Origin of the sequence: Shinella zoogloeoides (assembly GCF_033705735.1) — a bacterium.
Taxonomy (GTDB): domain Bacteria; phylum Pseudomonadota; class Alphaproteobacteria; order Rhizobiales; family Rhizobiaceae; genus Shinella; species Shinella zoogloeoides_A.
Map to the genome: position 1 here is coordinate 2,180,758 of NZ_CP131130.1, position 22,274 is coordinate 2,203,031.

Annotated in this window: 19 protein-coding genes and 1 tRNA gene; 11 read left to right on the forward strand and 9 right to left on the reverse strand. The window is 61.4% G+C overall.

The features are described 5' to 3' along the window. The first annotated feature begins 7 nt into the window (after nucleotides 1-7). From ShzoTeo12_RS10970 to ShzoTeo12_RS11000, 7 genes are all read left to right on the forward strand, one after another. Nucleotides 8-820, forward strand: a complete 813-nt coding sequence (locus ShzoTeo12_RS10970) for a TIM barrel protein (protein ID WP_318909713.1) — start codon at nucleotides 8-10, stop codon at nucleotides 818-820. Nucleotides 821-1,074: 254 nt separating this feature from the next. Then, nucleotides 1,075-2,004 (forward strand): sugar ABC transporter substrate-binding protein, encoded by a 930-nt coding sequence (locus tag ShzoTeo12_RS10975; protein ID WP_119256905.1) that lies wholly within the window; start codon nucleotides 1,075-1,077, stop codon nucleotides 2,002-2,004. A 106-nt stretch (nucleotides 2,005-2,110) separates the two neighbouring features. After that, complete coding sequence (locus ShzoTeo12_RS10980; RefSeq protein ID WP_318909714.1) at nucleotides 2,111-3,649, forward strand: sugar ABC transporter ATP-binding protein; 1,539 nt, start codon at nucleotides 2,111-2,113, stop codon at nucleotides 3,647-3,649. A 49-nt stretch (nucleotides 3,650-3,698) separates the two neighbouring features. Continuing rightward, the gene (locus ShzoTeo12_RS10985) at nucleotides 3,699-4,718 is read left to right on the forward strand and encodes an ABC transporter permease (RefSeq protein WP_119256903.1); all 1,020 of its coding nucleotides are present in this window, start codon (nucleotides 3,699-3,701) and stop codon (nucleotides 4,716-4,718) included. 101 nt (nucleotides 4,719-4,819) lie between these two features. Further along, on the forward strand, nucleotides 4,820-5,812 hold the full coding sequence (gene iolG / locus ShzoTeo12_RS10990) for an inositol 2-dehydrogenase (RefSeq protein ID WP_318909715.1): 993 nt from the start codon (nucleotides 4,820-4,822) through the stop codon (nucleotides 5,810-5,812). Between the two features lie 280 nt (nucleotides 5,813-6,092). Continuing rightward, nucleotides 6,093-6,272: a hypothetical protein gene (locus ShzoTeo12_RS10995; RefSeq protein ID WP_318909716.1), complete on the forward strand. Its 180-nt coding sequence runs from the start codon at nucleotides 6,093-6,095 to the stop codon at nucleotides 6,270-6,272. Nucleotides 6,273-6,287: 15 nt separating this feature from the next. Then, a complete protein-coding gene (locus ShzoTeo12_RS11000) occupies nucleotides 6,288-6,932 on the forward strand; it encodes a DUF6551 family protein (RefSeq protein WP_318909717.1) in 645 nt (214 codons plus the stop codon). 74 nt (nucleotides 6,933-7,006) lie between these two features. Here ShzoTeo12_RS11000 and ShzoTeo12_RS11005 read toward each other — a convergent pair whose 3' ends face one another. Further along, nucleotides 7,007-8,227 (reverse strand): ROK family transcriptional regulator, encoded by a 1,221-nt coding sequence (locus tag ShzoTeo12_RS11005; protein WP_318909718.1) that lies wholly within the window; start codon nucleotides 8,225-8,227, stop codon nucleotides 7,007-7,009. A gap of 244 nt (nucleotides 8,228-8,471) precedes the next feature. On the opposite strand from ShzoTeo12_RS11005, the gene xylF reads away from it, so the two are divergent. From xylF to ShzoTeo12_RS11025, 4 genes are all read left to right on the forward strand, one after another. Further along, nucleotides 8,472-9,512: a D-xylose ABC transporter substrate-binding protein gene (xylF, locus tag ShzoTeo12_RS11010; protein ID WP_318909719.1), complete on the forward strand. Its 1,041-nt coding sequence runs from the start codon at nucleotides 8,472-8,474 to the stop codon at nucleotides 9,510-9,512. Nucleotides 9,513-9,688: 176 nt separating this feature from the next. Continuing rightward, nucleotides 9,689-11,002, forward strand: coding sequence for a sugar ABC transporter permease (locus ShzoTeo12_RS11015; protein ID WP_119256900.1), 1,314 nt, complete (start codon nucleotides 9,689-9,691; stop codon nucleotides 11,000-11,002). A 14-nt stretch (nucleotides 11,003-11,016) separates the two neighbouring features. Beyond that, the gene (locus ShzoTeo12_RS11020; protein ID WP_160787496.1) at nucleotides 11,017-11,802 is read left to right on the forward strand and encodes an ATP-binding cassette domain-containing protein; all 786 of its coding nucleotides are present in this window, start codon (nucleotides 11,017-11,019) and stop codon (nucleotides 11,800-11,802) included. A gap of 153 nt (nucleotides 11,803-11,955) precedes the next feature. Beyond that, nucleotides 11,956-12,032: transfer RNA gene (locus tag ShzoTeo12_RS11025), tRNA-Arg, on the forward strand. Nucleotides 12,033-12,078: 46 nt separating this feature from the next. Here the strand turns inward: ShzoTeo12_RS11025 and ShzoTeo12_RS11030 are convergent. The 8 genes from ShzoTeo12_RS11030 to ShzoTeo12_RS11065 form a co-directional block, all read right to left on the reverse strand. Next, entirely contained in the window at nucleotides 12,079-14,973 is a 2,895-nt protein-coding gene (locus ShzoTeo12_RS11030; RefSeq protein WP_318909720.1) for an autotransporter outer membrane beta-barrel domain-containing protein, read from the reverse strand. 609 nt (nucleotides 14,974-15,582) lie between these two features. Beyond that, nucleotides 15,583-16,122, reverse strand: a complete 540-nt coding sequence (locus ShzoTeo12_RS11035) for a dTDP-4-dehydrorhamnose 3,5-epimerase family protein (RefSeq protein WP_119256896.1) — start codon at nucleotides 16,120-16,122, stop codon at nucleotides 15,583-15,585. 7 nt (nucleotides 16,123-16,129) lie between these two features. Next, complete coding sequence (locus ShzoTeo12_RS11040; RefSeq protein ID WP_318909721.1) at nucleotides 16,130-17,359, reverse strand: class I SAM-dependent methyltransferase; 1,230 nt, start codon at nucleotides 17,357-17,359, stop codon at nucleotides 16,130-16,132. After that, nucleotides 17,360-18,445, reverse strand: coding sequence for a CDP-glucose 4,6-dehydratase (rfbG, locus tag ShzoTeo12_RS11045; RefSeq protein ID WP_318909722.1), 1,086 nt, complete (start codon nucleotides 18,443-18,445; stop codon nucleotides 17,360-17,362). It abuts the gene before it with no gap. After that, nucleotides 18,436-19,209, reverse strand: a complete 774-nt coding sequence (gene rfbF / locus ShzoTeo12_RS11050; protein ID WP_318909723.1) for a glucose-1-phosphate cytidylyltransferase — start codon at nucleotides 19,207-19,209, stop codon at nucleotides 18,436-18,438. Before rfbF ends, rfbG begins: the two co-directional genes overlap by 10 nt. Nucleotides 19,210-19,443: 234 nt before the next feature. Next, nucleotides 19,444-20,478, reverse strand: coding sequence for a glycosyltransferase (locus tag ShzoTeo12_RS11055; protein WP_318909724.1), 1,035 nt, complete (start codon nucleotides 20,476-20,478; stop codon nucleotides 19,444-19,446). Between the two features lie 17 nt (nucleotides 20,479-20,495). Then, entirely contained in the window at nucleotides 20,496-21,419 is a 924-nt protein-coding gene (locus ShzoTeo12_RS11060) for a glycosyltransferase family 2 protein (RefSeq protein ID WP_318909725.1), read from the reverse strand. Between the two features lie 18 nt (nucleotides 21,420-21,437). Further along, the gene (locus ShzoTeo12_RS11065) at nucleotides 21,438-22,202 is read right to left on the reverse strand and encodes a hypothetical protein (RefSeq protein ID WP_318909726.1); all 765 of its coding nucleotides are present in this window, start codon (nucleotides 22,200-22,202) and stop codon (nucleotides 21,438-21,440) included. Nucleotides 22,203-22,274 lie beyond the last annotated feature (72 nt).

Here is a 22,274-nt window from a genome sequence, read left to right on the forward strand (position 1 = left end):
CCATTCCATGCCGCCCCTTGATTTCGCCCTCAACCACATGACGGCCCCCGGCCTCAAGCTGGACGCCTTCTTCGCCCTTGCCGTCTCCCTCGGCATGAAGGCGGTGGAGATTCGCAACGACCTCGACGGCAACGCCATCCTCGACGGCACGACGCCGGCCGAGGTGAAGGCGCTCGCCGAGCGCCACGGCGTCACGATCATCTCGATCAACGCGCTCCAGCGCTTCAACGAGTGGACGCCCGCCCGCGCCGCCGAGGCGAAGGACCTCATCGACTATGCCAGCGCCTGCGGCGCCCGCGCGCTGGTGCTCGTGCCGAAGAACGACGGCACCGGCCAGGTCGACGGCGAGCGGCAGGAGAACCTGCGCACCGCTTTGACGGCCCTGAAGCCCCTGCTCGACGCCGCCGGCATCACCGGCCTCGTCGAGCCGCTCGGCTTCGAGGTCTGCTCGCTGCGCTCCAAGCGCGAGGCGGCCGAGGCGATCCGCGCCGTCGGCGGCGAAGCGACGTTCCGCCTGGTGCACGACACGTTCCACCACCACCTTGCCGGCGAGCCCGATCTCTTCGCCGGCCTCACCGGCCTTGTGCACATTTCCGGTGTCGAGGACCCGGCGGTCTCCGTTTCCGACATGCGCGACGGCCACCGCGTCCTCGTCGGCCCGAAGGATCGCCTCGACAATGCCGGCCAGATCAAGGCCCTGCTGGCCGCCGGCTATGCCGGGCCGCTCTCCTTCGAGCCCTTCTCGCCTTCGGTCCACGACGTCGCGGACCCGAAGGCCGCCGTTGCCGAAAGCGTCGCGTTCCTCAGAGCAAATATCTGAAAAGCCTCATGCCGGCGGCCCCGCCGCCGGCATTTTTCCCCAGGCCTCGGAGCTTGCCCTATCGCAGAAATGGAACGGGCTTGACGTCTCGGGCAGAAAATGGAATAAACATTCCGCAATACGGAATTCGCGGTTTGTTTATTCTGTTTTGGCCTTTTGCATCCCGGGAGGAGCAGGGGGCGGGCCGTCCCGCAAGGGCGGTCATCCGGTTGATCTGTGGTGCCGCCGGACACCATGTTGAGGAGGAGAACAACATGAAAAAATTCATTCTTGGTTCGGCGCTCGCCGTCATGATGTCCACGGCCGCCCATGCCGAAACGATCGGCGTTTCCATGGCGCTGTTCGACGACAACTTCCTGACCGTCCTGCGCAACGGCATGTCCGACTATGCCAAGACGCTCGACGGCGTCGAGCTGCAGATCGAGGACGCCCAGAACGACGTCGCCAAGCAGCAGAGCCAGGTCCAGAACTTCATCGCCTCGGGCGTCAGCGCCATCATCGTGAACCCGGTCGATACCGACGCGACCGCCGCGCTCTCCAAGGCTGCCGCCGATGCCGGCATTCCGCTGGTCTACGTCAACCGCGAGCCGGCCAACATCAACGAACTGCCGGAAAAGCAGGCCTTCGTCGCCTCCAACGAGCAGGAATCCGGCACGCTGGAAACCAAGGAAGTCTGCCGCCTGCTGAACGGCAAGGGCAAGGTCGTCGTCATGATGGGCGAGCTTTCCAACCAGGCCGCCCGCATGCGCACGCAGGACGTCAAGGACGTCATCGCCACCGACGAATGCAAGGGCCTCGAGATCGTCGAGGAGCAGACCGCCAACTGGTCGCGCACGCAGGGCTCGGACCTGATGACCAACTGGCTCTCCGCCGGCGTGGAATTCGATGCCGTCATCTCCAACAATGACGAAATGGCCATCGGCGCGATCCAGGCCCTGAAGGCCGCCGGCCGCTCGATGGACAGCGTCGTTGTCGCCGGTGTCGACGCCACGCAGGACGCGCTCGCCGCCATGGCTGCCGGCGACCTCGACGCCACCGTGTTCCAGGATGCCGCCGGCCAGGGCAAGGGCTCGGTCGACGCCGCGCTGAAGCTCGCCAAGGGCGAGAAGGTGGATACCAAGGTCTATATCCCCTTCCAGCTGGTGACCCCGGCGAACATCGCCGACTTCCAGGCGAAGAACTGACCGGCTCGCCGGCAAACGATAAAACTGCCAGATTGATCCAGGGACGCGCGCACGCCTGCGTGCGCGCGTCCGACCCGTTTCAGATGCTCCGGGAGGGAGGAACACGATGGTCAGCCCGACCACCATGGCCGCGGTTCGTGCAAGCGGCGCCATTCCGAATGCGGAATATCTTCTGTCCGCGGAAGGCATCCGCAAGGAATTCCCCGGCGTCGTCGCGCTCGACGACGTCCAGTTCAAGCTGAAGCGCGGCACCGTGCATGCCCTGATGGGCGAGAACGGCGCCGGCAAATCCACCCTGATGAAGATCCTCGCCGGCATCTACACGCCCGATCAGGGCGAGGTGCTGCTGAAGGGCCAGAAGATCCGGCTCGCATCGCCGCTCGACGCGCTGGAGAATGGCATCGCCATGATCCATCAGGAACTGAACCTGATGCCCTTCATGACGGTCGCGGAAAACATCTGGATCCGCCGCGAGCCGAAGAACCGCTTCGGCTTCGTCGACCACGGCGAGATGAATCGCAAGACGGCCGCCCTCTTCAAGCGTCTCAACATCGCGATGGACCCGGAAACGCAGGTCCGCGACCTTTCCGTCGCCAACCGCCAGATGGTCGAGATCGCCAAAGCCGTCTCCTACGAGAGCGACGTCCTCATCATGGACGAGCCGACTTCGGCCCTGACGGAGCGCGAGGTGGAGCATCTCTTCACCATCATCCGGGACCTGCGCTCGCAGGGCATCGGCATCGTCTACATCACCCACAAGATGAACGAGCTGTTCGAGATCGCCGACGAATTCTCGGTGTTCCGCGACGGCAAGTATATCGGCACCCACGCCTCGACCGACGTGACGCGCGACGACATCATCCGCATGATGGTCGGCCGCGAGATCACCCAGATGTTCCCGAAGGAGGAAGTGCCGATCGGCGACGTCGTCCTGTCGGTGAAGAACCTCACCCTCAAGGGCGTCTTCCACGACGTTTCCTTCGACGTGCGCGCCGGTGAGATCCTCGGCCTCGCCGGCCTCGTCGGCTCGGGCCGCTCGAATGTCGCAGAGACGATCTTCGGCGTGACGCCCGCCACCTCCGGCACGATCTCGATCAACGGCAAGGAAGTCGCGATCGACAGCCCGAACACGGCGATCAAGCATCGCATGGCGTTCCTGACGGAGGACCGCAAGGACACCGGCTGTCTCCTGATCCTCGATATCCTGGAAAACATGCAGATCGCCGTCCTGCAGGACAAGTTCGTCAAGAACGGCTTCGTCCAGGAGGGCGCGCTGAGCAAGGTCTGCGAGGAGATGAGCCGGAAGCTGCGCGTCAAGACGCCGAACCTTTCCGAGCGGATCGAGAACCTTTCGGGCGGCAACCAGCAGAAGGTGCTGATCGGCCGCTGGCTGCTCACCAATCCGCGCATCCTCATCCTCGACGAGCCGACGCGCGGCATCGATGTCGGCGCGAAGGCGGAAATCCACCGCTTCGTCACGGAGCTCGCCCGCGACGGCGTCGCCGTCATCATGATCTCGTCGGAAATGCCGGAAGTGCTCGGCATGAGCGACCGCGTCATGGTCATGCACGAGGGCCGCGTCACCGGCATCCTCGACCGCGCCGAGGCGACGCAGGTCAGGGTGATGGAACTGGCGGCCCAGTGAACCCGGCCAGTAAGTTCAGGGCCGCCGAGCGGCCGCAAGGGAGGTAATCATGAGCACGAATTCCGCAGCGCAGGCCCAGGTCGCCGCGCAGAAATCTGCCCGCCGGCTGCCGCCGGAACTCAACATCTTTCTCGTCCTCGTCGGCATCGCGCTGGTCTACGAGATCCTCGGCTGGATCTTCGTCGGCCAGAGCTTCCTGATGAACTCGCAGCGCCTGACGATCATCATCCTGCAGGTCTCGGTCATCGGCATCATCGCCGTCGGGGTGACGCAGGTCATCATCACCGGGGGCATCGACCTGTCGTCCGGCTCGGTGGTCGGCATGACGGCGATGTTCACCGCCTCGCTCGCCCAGGCCTCGACATGGCCGCGCGCGCTCTATCCCTCGCTGACCGACCTTCCGGTCATCGTGCCGGTTGCCGTCGGCATCGGCGTCGGCCTGCTGGCCGGCATCGTCAACGGCCAGCTCATCGCCAAGACCAAGATCCCGCCCTTCATCGCCACACTCGGCATGATGGTGTCCGCCCGCGGCATTTCCAAGTGGTACACCAAGGGCCAGCCGGTCTCCGGCCTCACCGAGCAGTTCAACTTCATCGGCACCGGCATCTGGCCCGTCGTGATCTTCCTCGTCGTCGCGGTGATCTTCCACATCGCGCTGCGCTACACCCGCTACGGCAAGTTCACCTATGCCATCGGCGCGAACGTGCAGGCCGCCCGCGTCTCCGGTATCAACGTCGAATCCCATCTGGTGAAGGTCTATGCCATCGCCGGGGCGCTTGCCGGTCTTGCCGGCGTCGTCACCGCGGCGAGAGCCCAGACCGCGCAGGCCGGCATGGGCGTGATGTACGAACTCGACGCCATCGCCGCGACCGTCATCGGCGGCACCTCGCTTGCCGGCGGCGTCGGCCGCATCACCGGCACGGTCATCGGCACCGTCATCCTCGGCGTCATGACATCGGGCTTTACCTTCCTGCGCGTCGATGCTTTCTACCAGGAGATCGTCAAGGGCGTGATCATCGTGGCCGCCGTCGTCGTCGACGTCTACCGCCAGAAGAAGCGCAAGGTCTGATTCCAATCTCCGCGGCCCCGGCCGCGGCGCCTTCGCGGGGCGAGCGCATCGCCCCGTCCCTCCCCGCCGGCGCTGCCGGCAGTATACCAGAGAGAATGAAGATGACTGTGAGATTTGGTCTTCTCGGCGCCGGCCGCATCGGCAAGGTCCACGCCAAGGCCGTGACCGGCAATCCCGATGCCGTGCTCGTCGCCGTCGCCGATGCCTTTCCCGCCGCCGCCGATGCCATCGCCAAGCAGTATGGCTGCGAGGTCCGCACCATCGAGGCGATCGAAGCCGCCAAGGACATCGACGCCGTCGTGATCTGCACGCCGACCGACACCCATGCCGATCTCATCGAGCGCTTCTCCCGCGCCGGCAAGGCCATCTTCTGCGAAAAGCCCATCGACCTCGACGTCGACCGCGTCCGCGCCTGCATGAAGGTCGTGGACGAGACCAAGGGCAAGCTGATGGTCGGCTTCAACCGCCGCTTCGACCCGCATTTCATGGCCGTCCGCAAGGCCATCGACGACGGCAAGATCGGCGACGTCGAGATGGTGACGATCACCTCGCGCGACCCCGGCGCCCCGCCGGTCGACTATATCAAGCGCTCCGGCGGCATCTTCCGCGACATGACGATCCACGACTTCGACATGGCCCGCTTCCTGCTGGGCGAAGAGGTCGCCTCGGTCTCGGCGACGGCCGCCGTGCTGGTCGATCCGGAAATCGGCAAGGCCGGCGATTATGACAGCGTCTCCGTCATCCTGCAGACGAAGTCCGGCAGGCAGGCGATCATCTCGAACTCCCGCCGCGCCACCTACGGCTACGACCAGCGCATCGAGGTGCACGGCTCCAAGGGCGTCGTCTCCGCCGAGAACCAGCGCCCGGTCTCCATCGAGATCGCCAACGGCGACGGCTACACCCGCCCGCCGCTGCACGATTTCTTCATGACCCGCTACACCGAAGCCTATGCCAACGAGATCGCGGCCTTCATCGCCGCCATCGAGAAGGGCGCCGCCATCTCGCCCTCCGGCGCCGACGGCCTCGCCGCCCTCGCGCTGGCCGATGCGGCCGTGAAGTCGGTGGAAGAAAAGCGCCAGATCGCCGTCGGCTGACGGAAGACGACTCCCAAGCAACTGGCCGGGCAGAAAAAGCGCCCGGCCTTTTTTGTTACGCTGAGATTAGCTCCACTGAGCCGATTTGAAGCGATAGCGCGAGCAACCAAATAGGCGGAGGTTTTCGTCCTCTACCTCAAAACGCTATTCTCCAAGCTCATATGCTATCCACAAATACGGCCTCAAGATGCTCAACGTCTCGCAGGCGAAGGTGTCACGTGGTTATTAAACTTTGCCTCCAAATTCAGGCGTGCAATCCTGCGCTGGAGGAAGACGGCAGATGTTTCAAAAACTCGATTCCAATCAAGTCAGTGCACCTCAATCACAATTTTTGCCCGGCCCTGTGCCTCAATTGCTTTGGATATCTACAGACGAGTTCGTCGTAGATGATACCTATCAAAGAGAGATCGGGCGCCGTGGTCGCGCCAACATTCAACACATTGCCGAACACTTCGACTGATCCAAGTTTGCACCGGTGATCGTCGCCCCAGTAGAGGGTGGCTTATATGCAATCGTAGATGGCCAGCATCGCACAACCGCTGCGATGCTTCGCGGCATTGAGAAAGTGCCATGCCAAGTTGTTCAGGCAGACCGAGCACAGCAAGCGGCTGCATATGCTGCAGTAAATGGAAACATCACCAAAACCACCCCACAGCAATTGTTTCACGCTAAGCTTACTGCTGGGAATAAAGAGGCTCAAGAACTTGCGGAAGCATGCTCTGCAGCAGGCGTAGAAATTTCACGGCGCAATCTCATTCTCGCAAAAATGAAAGTAGGGCAAACGCTAGCTGTTCGCGCGTTAAGTCGTTGCTTGTGCGAATACGGTCGAGAAACCTTGATCACTGCACTTCAGTGCATCACTGAAACCGCAGACGGCAACGCAGGATTTGTAAGAGCAACGATCATTGAAGGACTTTGTGAAGCCTTGCATGAAAGCTCTCGGCGCGACGCTGGCGAGGCCCTCCTTAGAGCAATGGATGGGTTTTCTTTCCCTGATGTCTGGGGAGAGATTACGGATGGGCGCGATCAAATTTTCCCCGCAACCGTCCGCCGGCTATTCGTGGAAAAAGTCATTGAACATCTAAAAGCACACGACACGCCCTCTCAGCAGGCGGCATGAGATCTTTGGTAGAAAATGGGCTCGCCCTTCGGCGAGCCCCGCCCCTCAAACAGAGAAAGTAGGCTTACACACCATTACTCACCGACGGTCCGCGCCGCGATGATGTCATGGTCCATCTCCGCCAATGCCCGGTCGAGATGCCCCTCCAGCACCAGCGTCGCCTCCTCCGGCACGACGGTGATCGGCGGCGCGCCGAAGAGGCGGACCTGCTGCGACTGCGCCAGCCCCTCCTCGAGACCGCGCCGCATGAGATCGAAATAGCGCGTGCCGGGGCCGGTGATGGCGATGGGCATGCTCTCGTGGAGGCTGACCATGCGCGACAGCCCCTGCCCCAGCGCAAGGCCGGCCTGGCGGAAGGCATATTCCGACATGCGATGCCCCTGCCGGGCCCGAAGCGCGATCTTGTCCATCTCGGCCAGCGGCACGAACTTGGCGGGAATCGTATCCGGCGGCACCTCGAAGGCCGTGCGCAGGATGCCGTAGAAGCCGGCTGAAGCCTCGATGCACCCCTGCGAACCGCAGCGGCACAGCTTGCCGTCCGACGAATTCAGCATGTGCCCGAAATTCGGCGCGGTTACCGACAACTCGCCGGAGCGGTCGAACCGCGCGATGCCGAGGCCGATACTGTGGCCGAGCGACAGCGCGGCGACCGCTTGCAGGTTTTCCATGCCGGCCCGCTCCATGCGCAGCGCCATGGCATGCGCGACGAGCAGCGTCTCGTTGCTGAGCAGGATCTTCGCCCGCCAGTGCGGCTGGAGCAGCGCGGCGAAATCCACCTGCCGCGAACCGAAGATCGGCGACCAGACGAGCCGCGCAAGCGCCGGGTCGACGAGCCCCTTGCTGCTGATCGAAACGACGAGCACGTCTTCCCGCGCGATCCGCGACCGGCTCGCAAGCTTCTCCAGCGCCGCCACGAAGGCTGCCGCAAAGGGCTCCGTCGAGCTGTCCGCATGGTTGCGCGCTTCCTCGAACCGGTCGATCAGCGTGCCGCCATAGTCCGCCAGCGAATATTGCACGATGTCGGAGGAAATGCGCACTGCGATGAGATAGCCGGCCGCGCGCCGCTGGCCGAAGATGACGCGGGGCCGCCCGCGCATTGCGGTCGCCTGCTGCTCGCGCCGCTCCAGCACATCGGCCTTTTCAAGCTCAGCCGTGATAGCCGAGACGGTCGCCGAGGCAAGGCCGGTATGCTGGGAAATGTCGGTATGGGCGAGCGGTCCATGCCGGCGCAGCGAGGCGAGCACGAGCGCGCTGTTCTGCTGACGCACAAGCTCCGTGCTCGACTTCACCAGCATCGCCTGTTTCCGCCCGCTTTCATGAGATGCAACACATGCCCCTCCAAAGCACCTGTCACGCCGCCGTTCAAGAGCCGTCAAAGCCTTGTTGACAGCCTTCGAAACATCTGACATTTATTTTCTCGACTGTCGAGAAAAAAGTCCCGGCGTGTCGGGAGGGGTTATCGAGACAGTGTTATCGTGGCCGGTCGTTGAAAGGACGGGATTCGTCCAGGCGGCCGGTGTTCACTTGGGAGGAGATAAGATGAAATCCGTTTTGAAGCTGATGGCAGGGGCTGCCATCATCGTTTCCATGCATTCCGCCGTTCACGCCAAGGACCTCGTCGTCGGCGTCTCCTGGTCCAACTTCCAGGAAGAGCGCTGGAAAACCGACGAAGCCGCCATCAAGACAGCGCTCGAGGCTTCCGGCGACAAGTACATTTCCGCTGACGCCCAGTCGTCCGCCGCCAAGCAGCTCACCGACATCGAATCGCTGATCGCACAGGGCGCCAACGCCATCATCGTCCTGGCGCAGGATTCCGACGCCATCGGCCCGGCCATCGAGAAGGCCGCGGCAGAAGGCATCCCGGTCGTCGGCTACGACCGCCTGATCGAAAATCCGGCCGCCTTCTACATCACCTTCGACAACAAGGAAGTCGGCCGCATGCAGGCCCGCGAAGTGTTCAAGGTGAAGCCGGAAGGCAACTATGTCTTCATCAAGGGCAACTCCGCCGACCCGAACGCCGACTTCCTCTTCGCTGGCCAGCAGGAAGTGCTGAAGGAAGCGATCGACGCCGGCAAGATCAAGAATGTCGGCGAAGCCTATACCGACGGCTGGAAGCCGGAGAACGCCCAGAAGAACATGGAGCAGTTCCTGACGGCGAACGACAACAAGGTCGACGCGGTCGTCGCCTCGAACGACGGCACCGCCGGCGGCGCGATCGCGGCGCTCGCGGCCCAGGGCCTTGCCGGCTCCGTTCCGGTCTCCGGCCAGGACGCCGACCACGCTGCGCTCAACCGCGTCGCGCTCGGCACGCAGACCGTCTCGGTCTGGAAGGACTCGCGTGAACTCGGCAAGCGCGCCGCGGAAATCGCGGCCGAGCTCGCCGGCGGCAAGACCATGGACGAGATCGAAGGCGTCACCACCTTCAACGGCGGCCCGAAGGGCGTCGAGATGAAGTCCGTCTTCCTCGCTCCCCTGCCCGTCACCAAGGACAACCTGAACGTCGTCATCGACGCCGGCTGGATCTCCAAGGACGCGGCCTGCCAGGGCGTGAAGGCCGGTTCGGTCGCGGCCTGCGACTGAGCCCGATCATCCGGTAACGACCTGACCATCGCCAGGCGCCGCAACGACACCGTTGCGGCGCTTGCGCAAGATGGGCAGCGGGCGGAGGATGACGCGGATCCATCCTTTCAAGAAGCAGCACCCGAACTGCGCGCCCGAAACGAACGTTCAACAGAAGTGAGGGGGACGGCAAGACCATGGCCGACATCACGAATACCGCACATGCCAACCGTGCGCGCTCGGCGAGCGAGAATCCGGTAAAGCGCTTCTTCCGCGCGACCGAGATCGACACGCGCCTGCTCGGCATGGTCGGCGCGCTGCTGATCATCTGGATCGGCTTCAACTTCCTGTCCGGCGGCCTCTTCCTGACGCCGCGAAACCTCTGGAACCTCTCCGTCCAGACCGCCTCCGTCGCGGTGATGGCGACCGGCATGGTGCTGGTCATCGTCACGCGCAACATCGACCTTTCCGTCGGCTCGATCCTCGGCTTCGTCGGCATGATCATGGGCGTGCTGCAGGCCGAGCTGTTGCCACAGCTTCTCGGCTTCAACCATCCGGCCACCTGGATCGTCACGCTGCTCGCCGGCCTTCTCCTCGGCGCCGCCATCGGCGCGCTGCAAGGCTCGATCATCGCCTTCATGAACGTGCCGTCCTTCATCGTCACGCTTGGCGGCCTGCTCGTCTGGCGCGGCGCCACCTGGTTCGTCACGAGCGGGCGCACCGTCGCCCCGATGGACGCCACCTTCCGCCTGATGGGCGGCGGCACCGAGGGCTCGATCGGCGCGACGGCAAGCTGGATCGTCGGCGCCCTCGCCTGCGTCGCCATCGTCGCGACGATCGCCAATTCCCGCAAGCAGCGAAAGCGCTTCGGCTTTCCGCTGCGCCCCATGTGGGCCGAATGTTTCCTCGTCGCCATCGGCTGCGCGCTGGTGCTCGGCGCCGTCGGGGTCGTCAACAGCTATCCCTGGCCCGTCGCCATCGCCCGCAGATATGCCGATGCCAACGGCATCGCCTGGCCGGACGGCGGCCTCTTCATTCCGCACGGCATCGCCATTCCCGTGCTGATCGCCATCGTCGTCGGCATCGTCATGACCTTCATCTCGACGCGCCTGCGCTTCGGCCGCTACGTCTTCGCCATCGGCGGCAACCAGGAAGCCGCCGAGCTCGCCGGCATCAAGACGCGCTGGGTCACGGTCAAGATCTTCGCGCTGATGGGCATGCTCTGCGCCATCGCCGCCGCCATCTCGACCGCCCGCCTCAATGCCGCGACCAATGCGCAGGGCGAGCTCGACGAACTTTACACCATCGCGGCCGCCGTCATCGGCGGCACCTCGCTCGGCGGCGGCATGGGCACCATCGCGGGCGCCATGCTCGGCGCTCTCGTCATGCAATCGCTGCAATCGGGCATGGTGCTGGTCGGCATCGACACCCCGTTCCAGCGCATCGTTGTCGGTGTGGTCCTCGTGGTCGCCGTCTGGCTCGACACGATCTACCGCGCCCGCGCCAAGTAAGAGGAGCCCACCCAATGACGGACACCCGTACGCCCCTCGTGGAGATGAAGAACATCTCCATCTCCTTCGGCGGCATCCATGCCGTGGACAACGCTTCGGTCGATCTCTATCCCGGCGAGGTCGTCGCCCTGCTCGGCCATAACGGCGCCGGCAAGTCGACGCTGATCAAGATCCTCTCCGGCGCCTACAGGCGCGACAGCGGCGAGATCCTGATCAACGGCGAGCCCGCCGACATCGCCAACCCGCGCGACGCCAAGAAATACGGCATCGAGACGATCTACCAGACGCTGGCCGTCGCCGACAATGTCGACGCCGCCGCCAACCTCTATCTCGGCCGCGAGCTGCGCACCCCCTGGGGCACGCTCGACGACGTGGCGATGGAGGCCAAGACCCGCGAGGTGATGGGCCGCCTCAACCCTAACTTCCAGCGCTTCAAGGAGCCGGTAAAGGCACTTTCCGGCGGCCAGCGCCAGTCGGTGGCGATCGCAAGGGCCATCCTCTTCAACGCCCGCATCCTCATCATGGACGAGCCGACCGCCGCGCTCGGCCCCCAGGAGACGGCGCAGGTCGGCGAACTGATCAAGCAGCTCAAGAAGGAAGGCATCGGCATCTTCCTGATCAGCCACGACATCCACGACGTCTTCGACCTCGCCGACCGCGTCTCGGTGATGAAGAACGGCCAGGTGGTCGGCCACGCCCGCACCGAGGACGTCACCAAGGACGAGGTGCTCGGCATGATCATCCTCGGCAAGGTCCCGGAAAAAGCCATCCCCGGCCCCGGCGCCATGCAGACCGCCTGATCCCCTACCAGAAAGGCCGCCCCAAGGGGCGGCCTTTCATTTCATCCCGGGCAAACCTATGACAGTTTGCCATTTCCGCAATTTCCGCATTGAAGCCCGCCCCCACCTGGGTTAAGAACCCTCTCATCGGACAGGCGAGTCATCGCCTTGGATGCACCCGTAGCTCAGCTGGATAGAGTGTTGGATTCCGATTCCAAAGGTCACAGGTTCGAATCCTGTCGGGTGCGCCATTCTTGAACGAAAGTCAGAACCGTCGGCTGTTGTGCTACGGCCCAATCAGAATTGCATCCGAAGACCAAGATTGCCTTTTAGGGCATAGCTTTTGCCAAAGCTGCTTATCGGGGTACCTGCCAGCACTTCGCCGTAGAGAGCGATATTGCTCTGCAAATCCATGCTCGCACCAAGGCCGATTTCAGCCGTGAGGCGTTCGCTGGCGTGTTGGATGGCTGTGCCCGCAACCGAGGCCTGCGTCCCGTCCAGCCACTCGTAGCTGAGGTTGGCTATGCCATAGGCTCGGCTGTTCCTGCCCTCCCAGCTGCTCTGGTAATCAAAGGCCACACCCCAGCGTGTCATCAGACTGTCGTTGCCGTCCGCCGTGACGACAGCACCAGCCGGGTCGACAAAACGATCAAACCGGACATTCGAATAGACCATCTGGAATTGCGGTGTGATGCCGAGATTCTCATCGACCGACAGCCTCTTGCCGACCTCCACGCTGAATGCTTCAGCCTGGCCACCGTTGTTATTGGCAAGAATGCCGAGAAGCTCTGATCTGAGGTCGCTGCCATAGCGGCCTATTTGAGCCTGGGCATCTGCATAGAAGCCGGCACCGTCATACCATGTCAGCGTCGCGCCGATACCATAGCCTTCGGATTTCAGCGCTCCGTTGCCAAAAACGGATTTTATCCGGCTGTTGGCCTCGCCATAGCTCAGGTTGATGCCCGCGATCAGACTTCCACCATTGTGGTCTTCAGCAAGCAAGCCATCCGCTCCGAGCTGTATCTTCCAGGTATCGATGCGGTGATCCATACCTGTCGTCGATATCCGAGCATCATCGAAGCGGCCGTATGTGCCTTCCATCCTGCCCCAGAAGCCGCTACCGTCACTATCGACGCCAGCCAGCTGGAAGCGGCTTCCCACGCGCTGCTGGAGGGTCGGCAAGGTGTTGATCGATTGTAGATTGGCACCGTAGGCTTCGTAGATCGGCACGCCGGGCTGATATAGGGGCGTGTTGACAAGCACGGAGCGCAAATACCAGTCGCCGTCCGTCGGGTCGGATACCCCGCCTTGGTAGAGGCGATAGGCATAGGCGCCCGCGATTACCGACGGATCGCCCTCGAACAGATAGTTGCCGTCGAGCACGAAGCTGCCGTTGGACGCTCCGGCGACATCGACGATCTTGATGCCTTCCACCGTCTGTGCGCCAAGGCCGCCCTGATTGATGACATTGATCAGCGTGAGCCCGGAGGTCGAACCATCGACGACGAGGAGGCTGGTCTGGGAGTTGTCGTCACCGAGAACAGCTGCAATTTCGAGGCGACCGCCATTGCTGGTATAGTCGCCGTCAATGGTGAGCGTGCCCATCATCCCGCCGTAACCCGGGGCGACGACCCCGGTATTCACGACGGGTCCAACATGCCCTGTGCCCGCCAGCCGGCCAGATGTATCGACCAGCATGTTGCCGCCCAGAATACCATTGACCGCCAATGTGCCCGCCGAGACGGTCGAGTCACCATAAAAGCCGGAGCTGTCGCCAGTCAGCGTCAGTTGTCCAAGGCCAAACTTGTCGAAGCTCGAGGAGCCGGAGAAATCCGTGCCGATGGCAATGTCGTAGCCATTCGTGTCGAACCAGGCGCCTCCGGCTGCCACCGCCACCGATGAGAACCCGTTGAGGAAATTGGCCTGATCCCGATTGGCGCGCAGGATGCCGCCATCGAGGTCCAGCACGGCGCTGGAGCCGGAGCCCTTGATCACCGCGCCGGTTTCAAGAATGCCGCGGCCGCTGGGGTCACCATCGAGATGAAGTGTCGCGCTGCCTGTAGCACTGTTGGCGAGATAGACGGCGCTGCCGGCACTGACGAAGCCGCCCTTGCTGACAGTCATCTCACCAGTGCCGCCGTACCCCAACTCGATGCGATCAGACGCGCTCAAGCTGGACAGGGCGCCGTTGCTGCTCGAAACGACTACCGAACCGGTACTGCCAGCCCCGTGGCCGACATAAATGGAAGCAGCGCCGCCGCCGGTCGCACTTGTCGCGACCTGCGCGCCATCCTCAACAGAGAGCGCCCCATTGCCATAATACCCGACATAGATGTTGTTGGCGGCATTCCAGGTTGACGCGTGGCCGTTGCCATCATGGCCGGAGACCGTGACTGAATTGGCGCCGGCGTTGGACCCTATAAGGCCCTGCCCGCTGTTCACCACGCCCCCGTTCAGAATGTTCAACGTTCCTACGCCGCCGTCGCCGATATGAAGCTGGTTGGCATTGTTCCAGGTCGACACGTTTCCATTGCCGTCATGACCGGAAACAGTGACGGTACCTACGCCGTTGCTGCTGTTACCGATCGTGGTCACCGAGCTGCTTACCGTTCCTCCATCTGAAATGTTGAGGGTGCCCGCTCCGCTTTCGCCGATGTAAAACTGCCCGGTAATGGTCCATATCGAGGCATTGCCATCGACATCTCTGCCCAAAATCGTGACGTCGCCCTGGCCGTTGGCCCCAGCACCGATATAGCTCCACGCGCTGTTTACAACGCCGCCATTGATGACGGAGAGCATGCCTTTACCGTCTTGGCCGATCGTAAGATCGCCATTGTTGGTCCAGGTCGAGGCGTTTCCGGTCCCGTCACGACCGGAGACGGTGACTTCGCCCTGATAGGAAGCACCGTTGCCGACAACACCGTCGTTGTTGGTGACTGTGCCGCCATTCTCGATTTTCAGGAAGCCGGGGGTGGGGCCGGAAGCGCCAACGTCAAGGTCGCCGCCCACTGTCCAGTTCGGCGACACGATGCCGCCAGGGCCGCCAGAGGAGGTCACGCCGTTTCCGGTGACTGACTGGGCGCATACCGGCCGTATGCCAGCCATCATGGAGACAAGCGTAACAAGCGCCGTCGTCAGTAAAAAATATGTTCGGCGCTCTGCGGAGCCCGCTAAATTAATAGGTTTCGCCATCCGGCATTCTTTCGTCACTTACGAATGCGTGGAGAGCTCCCTACCGCAATTCGCCGCTCAGACGTGACGCCGAGCGGCACCGTTCGAGATGAACAGCCACCAGGACGCCGCCATGCGCAGACCATCGGATATTATGGTTAATCTTTGGTTTCTTGCTGCCGCACGGGAGCTTTTGACTGCGTGAATATTCAGGGATCGGTGAGAAAGAAATCCGCCGAAAGGCCGCCGGTTGAGAGCACCCCTCAGAGGGCTTCCCACCTGCGTCGGCGACCAATGCCGAAGATCTGCTTTCGGTATTTGCCAGGGTCGCAGGAACAACGGGAACGAGGTGCGTGGCCGCTCCCCTATCATGCTCGATAGCTGCAAATGCAAGTAATGCCGGTACTACCCGAAGGGCCGGAACAAAGGCGCTCTACTGCCCCTTCGCACCATAACGCACCCCCCCAGATGGGGAGCAAGCTTAGATTGAAACCGCCCTTCTTACCGGCAATGTTGACGGCCTAATTTCTCATCTCCACCATCCTTGATGCGCCAACGTCCCTTCAAGTTTACAGAATAACTGACAAGATTTCTGCAAGCTTGCGGTGTTTTTCCTTCAAAGTCGGACCTTTAGGAAAAATCTGTATAATTTCTATCACGCTCACCTATTAGGCTTGGTGCTTCCGGCCAATTAATCGAGAAGGCCGGATCATTCCAGCGGAAACCAGCACCATGCCCTCGCTCGAACATACGGTCGATCTCGTAAACTACATCGGTATCAGGCTCCAGCGTCAAAAATCCATGCAGGAAGCCGCGTGGAATGTAGAACGAGGCGAGGTTGTCCGCGGAAAGAATGGTCGCGCACCACTTCAAGTAGGTCGGGCTTCCGTCCCGGAGATCCACCGCCACGTCGTATATGGAGCCACGCGCTGCACGGATCAGCTTACCTTCCGCCCATTCGCCAGGCTGGTAATGCATGCCACGCAACGTACGCCTCATCGGGTTGCGTGAAACACTCGTCTGTACCGGCTGGAAAGCAATGCCGAGGTCAGCGACCTCATTCGGACAGAAAAGACGAGCGAACAAACCCCGCTCGTCCTCATGCGGCGTTGGCACGATCACCGCCGGGCCATCGATGGTGCTGCCGAATTCCGGAAGGCGACGTTCCATGCCGACCTCAGAAAATCTTCAACTCTGGAATGGCTGTCACGAAGCGGCCTCCCCAATCACGAACAGGCGCAAGCTGTTGCTCCACTTCGCGCGCAAGGTTCCACGGCAGGATCACGACATAATCCGGTTTCGTTTCCATGATTTTCTCCGGATCAACGATCGGCGCATGTACGCCGGGTAAAAATCGACCCTGCTTGTGGACATTGCGGTCGGCAACGTAAGCAATATCGTCCGCACCGAGACCACAGTAATTCAGGAAAGTGTTTCCTTTCGCTGCCGCGCCATAGCCGGCAATTGTCTTGCCGGCGCGTTTCGCCTCGCCAAGGAAAGCGAGGAAATCCTCCCGCACCTTTTCGACTTTGGCTGTGAAACCTTCATATCCGGCGCGCTCGTCAAGACGTGCGTGCTTCTCGGCCGCTCGCACAGCGAAAAGGCCGGGTTGCTCGGCATGGCTCGCCTCTTCACGGCAGGCGAAGACACGCAAAGACCCGCCATGAGTCGGAAGCTGCTGCACATCGAACACCCGCAACCGATGGCTGCGCAGGATTGTTTCGACGGCGATGAGCGAAAGATAGGAATAATGCTCGTGATAGATCGTATCGAACTGCACGAGATTGATGAGATTGAGAAGATGCGGAAACTCGAAGGTCACCACACCCTCCGGCTTCAACGCAATGGAAAAGCCCTTGACGAAATCGGAAATGTCCGGGACATGCGCAAGGACATTGTTGGCGGCCATCAGGTCAGCCTGGCGCCCTTCCGACACAAGACGCTCGCCAAGCGCGCTGCCGAAAAAGGCCACCATCGAAGGCACGCCTCGCAACTCGGCTTCGGCGGCACAATTGCCCGCAGGCTCCACGCCCAGCACGGGGATACCAGCCTTTGCGAAATGCTGCAGCAGATAACCGTCGTTCGAAGCCACCTCGATGACCAGCGAAGATTCATCAAGATCGAAACGATGCCGCATGATTTCGCAGTATTGCCGGGCATGCTCGACCCAACTCGACGAGAAACTGCTGAAATAGGCATAATCGTCGTGGAATATGGCGTCAGCCGGCACTGTCTCGGTCGTTTGCGCCAGATAGCACTTCTCGCAGACCATCACATGCAGCGGAAAAGCCTTTTCCGTAGAGATATCGTCGCGCGACCGCAGGTTCGAATTGGCCAGCGGCGTCATTCCGAGATTCACCAGGGACAACGAAAGCGGGGTAGAACAGAAACGGCACGTGGTCATCACTCACTCCAGACCTTGATAAGCAGCAATCTCGCGCCGTGTAGCGGCAGCCATGTCCTGGCCGGAATGCCATGCATTGTACCAGCGCGCCGTAGCGGCGATCGCCTCGCCGCCGACCAGACGGTCACGCCAGTTCAGCAGGCGGTGGGCGAGTGACGGATCAAGCGCCAGACGCGGCGCCTCTACCGACCTCGCTTCTTCTTCTATGCGCAGCAGGTCCGGGCACGCCATTTCGGCAAGAAGAGCCTGAGCGAAGGTCAGCACCGGCAGATCATGAGCGCTTTCTGGACCGATATTCATCACGCGCGGCGTATCGGTCTTCAAGGCGAGATCTTCGGCATAGACCAGATAGCCGCACAGGCAATCAAGGACGTGCTGCCAGGGCCGCGTGGCGGCGGGCTGACGCAGCACCACCGGCGCGCCGGACACGATCGCCCGCACGCAGTCGGGTGCAAGGCGATCCTCGGAGAAGTCGCCTCCGCCGATCACATTGCCGCCGCGGACCGTAGCGAGCGGGATATCGCGGAAATAAGTCTCCCGCATGGAGCGCACGAGAATTTCGCAGGCTGCCTTGCTGGCCGAATAAGGATCCTTACCGCCCAGCGGATCGTCCTCCCGGAACGCCCTGCCCTTGCCGTCATTGGCATAGACCTTATCGGAGGTCACGACCAGAACGGCCTCAAGGCCATCGAGACCGCGCAGCGCCTGCAGGAGATTGAGCGTGCCATCGACATTCGTCTGCCAGGTCGTGACCGGGTCGCGCACCGAGCGGCGCACCAGCGCCTGCGCCGCCATATGCAGGACGATGTCCGGCCGTGTTTGCTTCATCAGCGTGTCGATGCCATCGCCGTCACGCAAGTCGAGAAAGCGGCTGTCGCACTCTTTTGCAACCTCGGCCAGCCCAAAAAGGCTAAACTTACCTTCGGGCGGCAGGGCGATTGCCGTTACCTTCGCACCCAGGGCCTTGAGCCACAGAGCGCACCAAGCTCCCTTGAAGCCAGTCTGTCCTGTCAGAAGGACGCGCTTGCCGTTCCAGAAGGCCGGATCAGGAAGCCGTCCGCCTTTGTTCACTCGCGTCATCAAGCCCATTTTTTCCACGGCGCAGCGCCGCTTTCCCAAAGTTTCTGCAAATGGTTCTTGTCGCGCAGCGTATCCATCGGATGCCAGAATCCGGGGTGGCGGAAAGCGTGCAACTGCCCAGTAGAGGCGAGCATTTCCAACGGCTCTGCTTCCCAGATGGTCTCATCCCCTTTGATCAGGCCAAGGCAATTATGCTGAAGCACGAAAAAGCCGCCATTGATGAGACCATTGTCACCTGCCGGCTTTTCCTCGAAACGCTCAATGACATCGCCTTCGATCTTCAACGCACCGAAGCGGCCGGGCGGTGCGACGGCTGTCATCGTCGCCCGTGCGCCATGCGCCTTGTGGAAGGCGATGGACGCGGCAATATCGACGTCAGAAACACCATCGCCATAGGTGAAGCAGAAGTTCTCCTCGCCCTCAAGATAGGGGCGGACGCGGCCAAGCCGGCCACCAGTCATGCTATTCTCGCCGGTCTCCACCAGCGTCACCTTCCACGGTTCGACGATGTTCTGGTGATACTGAATGTCGCCGGTCGTCGTATCCACGGTCATGTCAGCGCCATGGCGAATGAAGTTCGTGAAGAACTCCTTGATCATATAGCCCTTGTAACCAAGGCAGATGATGAACTCGTTGACACCGTGGGCCGAGTACATCTTCATGATATGCCACAAGATGGGACGATTGCCGATCTCGATCATCGGCTTCGGCCGCAAGACGGATTCCTCGGAGATCCTGCTGCCAAGCCCCCCGGCCAAAATCACTGCCTTCATAACGCTTCCATTCTACAAATAGAACTACAAGTATTCGCCGCTCTTTTAGCCATTTCCCTGACCAAAAGCGCCTGCGCTCCCTTCGCAGCAACTAGCAAATATGCCCGACCTGTCAACAATAAACGACTGCCCCACTCCTCGTCGCAGCGATAGGATGGACATCCTCATGTGCCAGACTTGCTGCTAGCCCGCCATGGTGACCCGCAACGGTTCCGGACCTTTCATTATCGCCCACTATCCGTCATTCAACACGGTCGGCCAGGAAACGGCGCCTTCACTTTCACCCAGACTGATCGCCAGAATGTAACTGGCGACTCGTGCTCCATTCGTACGGTCGTGCGCGATGCGATGACCAATCCCACCTACACGACGCCGCTCTGCATCGTTTTCATAAAGGGTGATCATTTTTGCAATGAGATCCTGCCGATCTGCATATTCTACCACGCCATCTTCATAAAGGTCGGCAAGCCGACTAGCGGCGATAGTCAGGGTCGTTACTCCCTGTCCCAGCGTCTGGGCAATGCGGTCGGACGAATAGAGATAGGTCAATTGCTCCGGCTTCAGATCGTCCAGCGGCAAGTTGGGACAAACAGCCGCGTCGGCGAGGCGCTCCAGATAGGTGGTGCTGTCCATTCTTGTTGTTGCAAAAGCCCTTCCGCCGGATTCGAAACGATAGGCGGCCGGAAGCGCAGCACGAATCGCTTCGATCTGTTCTTCCCGCCGTTCGATGCCCGTGCCAAGGAACTGGCCATCAAGTCGCAACGCTGCACGAGGCGTTTCGAAGACGCGAGCCGTTTCCATTCCCGGATCGACGGGGTTTGGCATGAAGAACAGCCGACCCGCGGGTATTCCAAGCACCTTTGCCTGCACGCGATCGGCGCTGGTCAGGAAGGCCGCATCCACGTGTTGGGCGCGAGCGGCAAAACGCTGCATGGTCGCCCTGCGGAACAGCGCATCGACACAGAAGGCGGCGAGCCGCAAACCGGGATGATTGGCTCGCAAACGTTCATAGATTTCTGACTCGATGAGATCCGCATGGCCGAAGAGCACGAGGTGAGGACAGTAATGCGCCGCCGTCTCGATCAACTTCGCTTGCATTTTCTTCACGCCAAGTTTCTGGGTACTGAAAATATTAGCCTCGCGCGCATGATCACGATCAGAAAAGCAAAGGACATGATGCCCGGCGCGGATGAAGCCATTCGCCAGCTTGCTTTCCGTATTGAAGTAGCGGCGGAACAGGTCTTTGCGCCCGAAATTACCGACGATCATAATACGTCTTGGTCGCATCATATGCCTCCGGGGCGGCGGATGCCGGGAAGGGTCTTCAGGCGGGCAGCTACATCTGCGAGGAGGCGTCCGGACGGTTCCAGACCGAGCAGGCGATTAAGGAGGTAGCAGCGGCCCGCAGCCGAAAGGAACGGCAGTTGCACGCCACGATCGCGATCCATTTTCCACAGGCTTGAAACCATCTGCCGCATGACCGCCCTGCGCGCTGTAGGCGAAGCATCCGGCCGGTCGAGGAATGGCAATAATGCGAAAAAGCGATCGTGATGTTGCTGCAGCACGTTGCGCGACAGATTGCCATCCCCCGTCTGGCGCAAATGATAGACCAGTGCATCGACGAAGACGAGCCGGTCGGCGGCAGCTGCAAGACGTAGTGGCAGGGATTGATCCTGGATGAAGACCGTTTCGTCCGCACCGCCGGCCTTGAGCCACAGTTGCCTTTCGGCAAGAAATCCCATGCGCACGATCTTGCGTTCGGCGACAAAAGCGAGCGGATCGCTCTCGACGGAAAGCGTGGCGTCCTCCGGAACATCCCGGCAATCTTCGCCACGACGCGACCGCCCGAAGACGAGTGCGGCGTCAAAACGCCGCGCGCTGTCGATCAGAAACTTAGCCGCATTGCCGGGGAGCATGTCGTCAGCGTCAATGGCAAGAAGATACCGCCCCCGCGCCTGCGACGCCGCCCGATTGAAAGCAATGGCCGGACCGTTGTTGTCCTGCGAGGCAAAAATTCGGACGCGAGGATCCCTTCCCGCCTCCTCTTCAAGTAGCGCCAGCGAACCGTCGGCAGAATTGTCATCGACAAACACGAACTCGATGTCTTCTTCCGCTATACCCCTTTGCGCCCTGGCCAGCCGAAGGGTCTCCGGCAGAACTTCGGCTTTGTTGTAGACAGCGGAAATGATACTGAGGAGTGGCCCGGTCATGCGGCGATCCGACGGATTTCATTCATGCCAGTAATCCGCGATCCAGCGGGCTGGCAGAAGCCTCTTGTACCACTTGCCTGGCCATTTCCCCGCCAGCGCATCGTCCGGATTGGGACGTCCGTGGAAAACGCAAACGCTCGCCCCGTCCGGCAGCCGCGCCGGCATGAACCAGTTGAGCAGGATACGCGGAAACTTCCAGCCGCCAGGCAGACAATGCACCTTGAAAGACACGCACCAACCTTCCGTCCAGTAGCTCAACCGGCCCTGCCGGTGCAATTGCTGGGAGAGAAAGGTCTGCTCAATACGGTAGACATCCACCCAGTGCTGGGTCGGCTGGCTGTGGAATAGATCCAGTAGGTCAGAATGCGCACCAATCTCGAAGCGGAAAACAGATGTATTGCCATTGATCTGCTTCGGCTGCGTCCAATTATGGATAACGCAATAATCGCCCGGCTGGTCAAAAAACCGATCCAGCGGACCAGTGATCACTACGTCGAGATCAAGGAAAAGCGTTGGCCCGGAAAGATTACCAAGCGTCGGGTTATAAAGCGCCAGCTTCTTCCACGGCGTATTCTGATAAGGTGGATCGATACGGATCGGCGGCAGCTCCATCGTCTCGATTCCAGAGCAAAGTCCAGCCGTATCGTCTGTGAAGCAGACGAAACGAAACGGCCGGGAGAGATTGCGCGCCACCATCGCATAAAGCCGGTTGGCATATTCCGGGCCATAGAGCGTACCCCATTTCATGCAGACGACATTGACGGGAGCTTCGGCGCTGCTCATCGACACTGGGCTGGTCCTGTTTCCAAGTTGAACGGGGCAGGAATCGCTCCCTATGATGGGCTCCTTATACGT

Coding starts and splice junctions, on each gene's coding strand:
- ShzoTeo12_RS10970 (WP_318909713.1), top strand. CDS start 8: ATGCCGCCCCTTGATTTCGCCCTCAACCACATGACGGCCCCCGGCCTC.
- ShzoTeo12_RS10975 (WP_119256905.1), top strand. CDS start 1,075: ATGAAAAAATTCATTCTTGGTTCGGCGCTCGCCGTCATGATGTCCACG.
- ShzoTeo12_RS10980 (WP_318909714.1), top strand. CDS start 2,111: ATGGTCAGCCCGACCACCATGGCCGCGGTTCGTGCAAGCGGCGCCATT.
- ShzoTeo12_RS10985 (WP_119256903.1), top strand. CDS start 3,699: ATGAGCACGAATTCCGCAGCGCAGGCCCAGGTCGCCGCGCAGAAATCT.
- iolG (WP_318909715.1), top strand. CDS start 4,820: ATGACTGTGAGATTTGGTCTTCTCGGCGCCGGCCGCATCGGCAAGGTC.
- ShzoTeo12_RS10995 (WP_318909716.1), top strand. CDS start 6,093: ATGTTTCAAAAACTCGATTCCAATCAAGTCAGTGCACCTCAATCACAA.
- ShzoTeo12_RS11005 (WP_318909718.1), bottom strand. CDS start 8,227: ATGCTGGTGAAGTCGAGCACGGAGCTTGTGCGTCAGCAGAACAGCGCG.
- xylF (WP_318909719.1), top strand. CDS start 8,472: ATGAAATCCGTTTTGAAGCTGATGGCAGGGGCTGCCATCATCGTTTCC.
- ShzoTeo12_RS11015 (WP_119256900.1), top strand. CDS start 9,689: ATGGCCGACATCACGAATACCGCACATGCCAACCGTGCGCGCTCGGCG.
- ShzoTeo12_RS11020 (WP_160787496.1), top strand. CDS start 11,017: ATGACGGACACCCGTACGCCCCTCGTGGAGATGAAGAACATCTCCATC.
- ShzoTeo12_RS11030 (WP_318909720.1), bottom strand. CDS start 14,973: ATGGCGAAACCTATTAATTTAGCGGGCTCCGCAGAGCGCCGAACATAT.
- ShzoTeo12_RS11035 (WP_119256896.1), bottom strand. CDS start 16,122: ATGGAACGTCGCCTTCCGGAATTCGGCAGCACCATCGATGGCCCGGCG.
- rfbG (WP_318909722.1), bottom strand. CDS start 18,445: ATGGGCTTGATGACGCGAGTGAACAAAGGCGGACGGCTTCCTGATCCG.
- rfbF (WP_318909723.1), bottom strand. CDS start 19,209: ATGAAGGCAGTGATTTTGGCCGGGGGGCTTGGCAGCAGGATCTCCGAG.
- ShzoTeo12_RS11055 (WP_318909724.1), bottom strand. CDS start 20,478: ATGATCGTCGGTAATTTCGGGCGCAAAGACCTGTTCCGCCGCTACTTC.
- ShzoTeo12_RS11060 (WP_318909725.1), bottom strand. CDS start 21,419: ATGACCGGGCCACTCCTCAGTATCATTTCCGCTGTCTACAACAAAGCC.
- ShzoTeo12_RS11065 (WP_318909726.1), bottom strand. CDS start 22,202: ATGAGCAGCGCCGAAGCTCCCGTCAATGTCGTCTGCATGAAATGGGGT.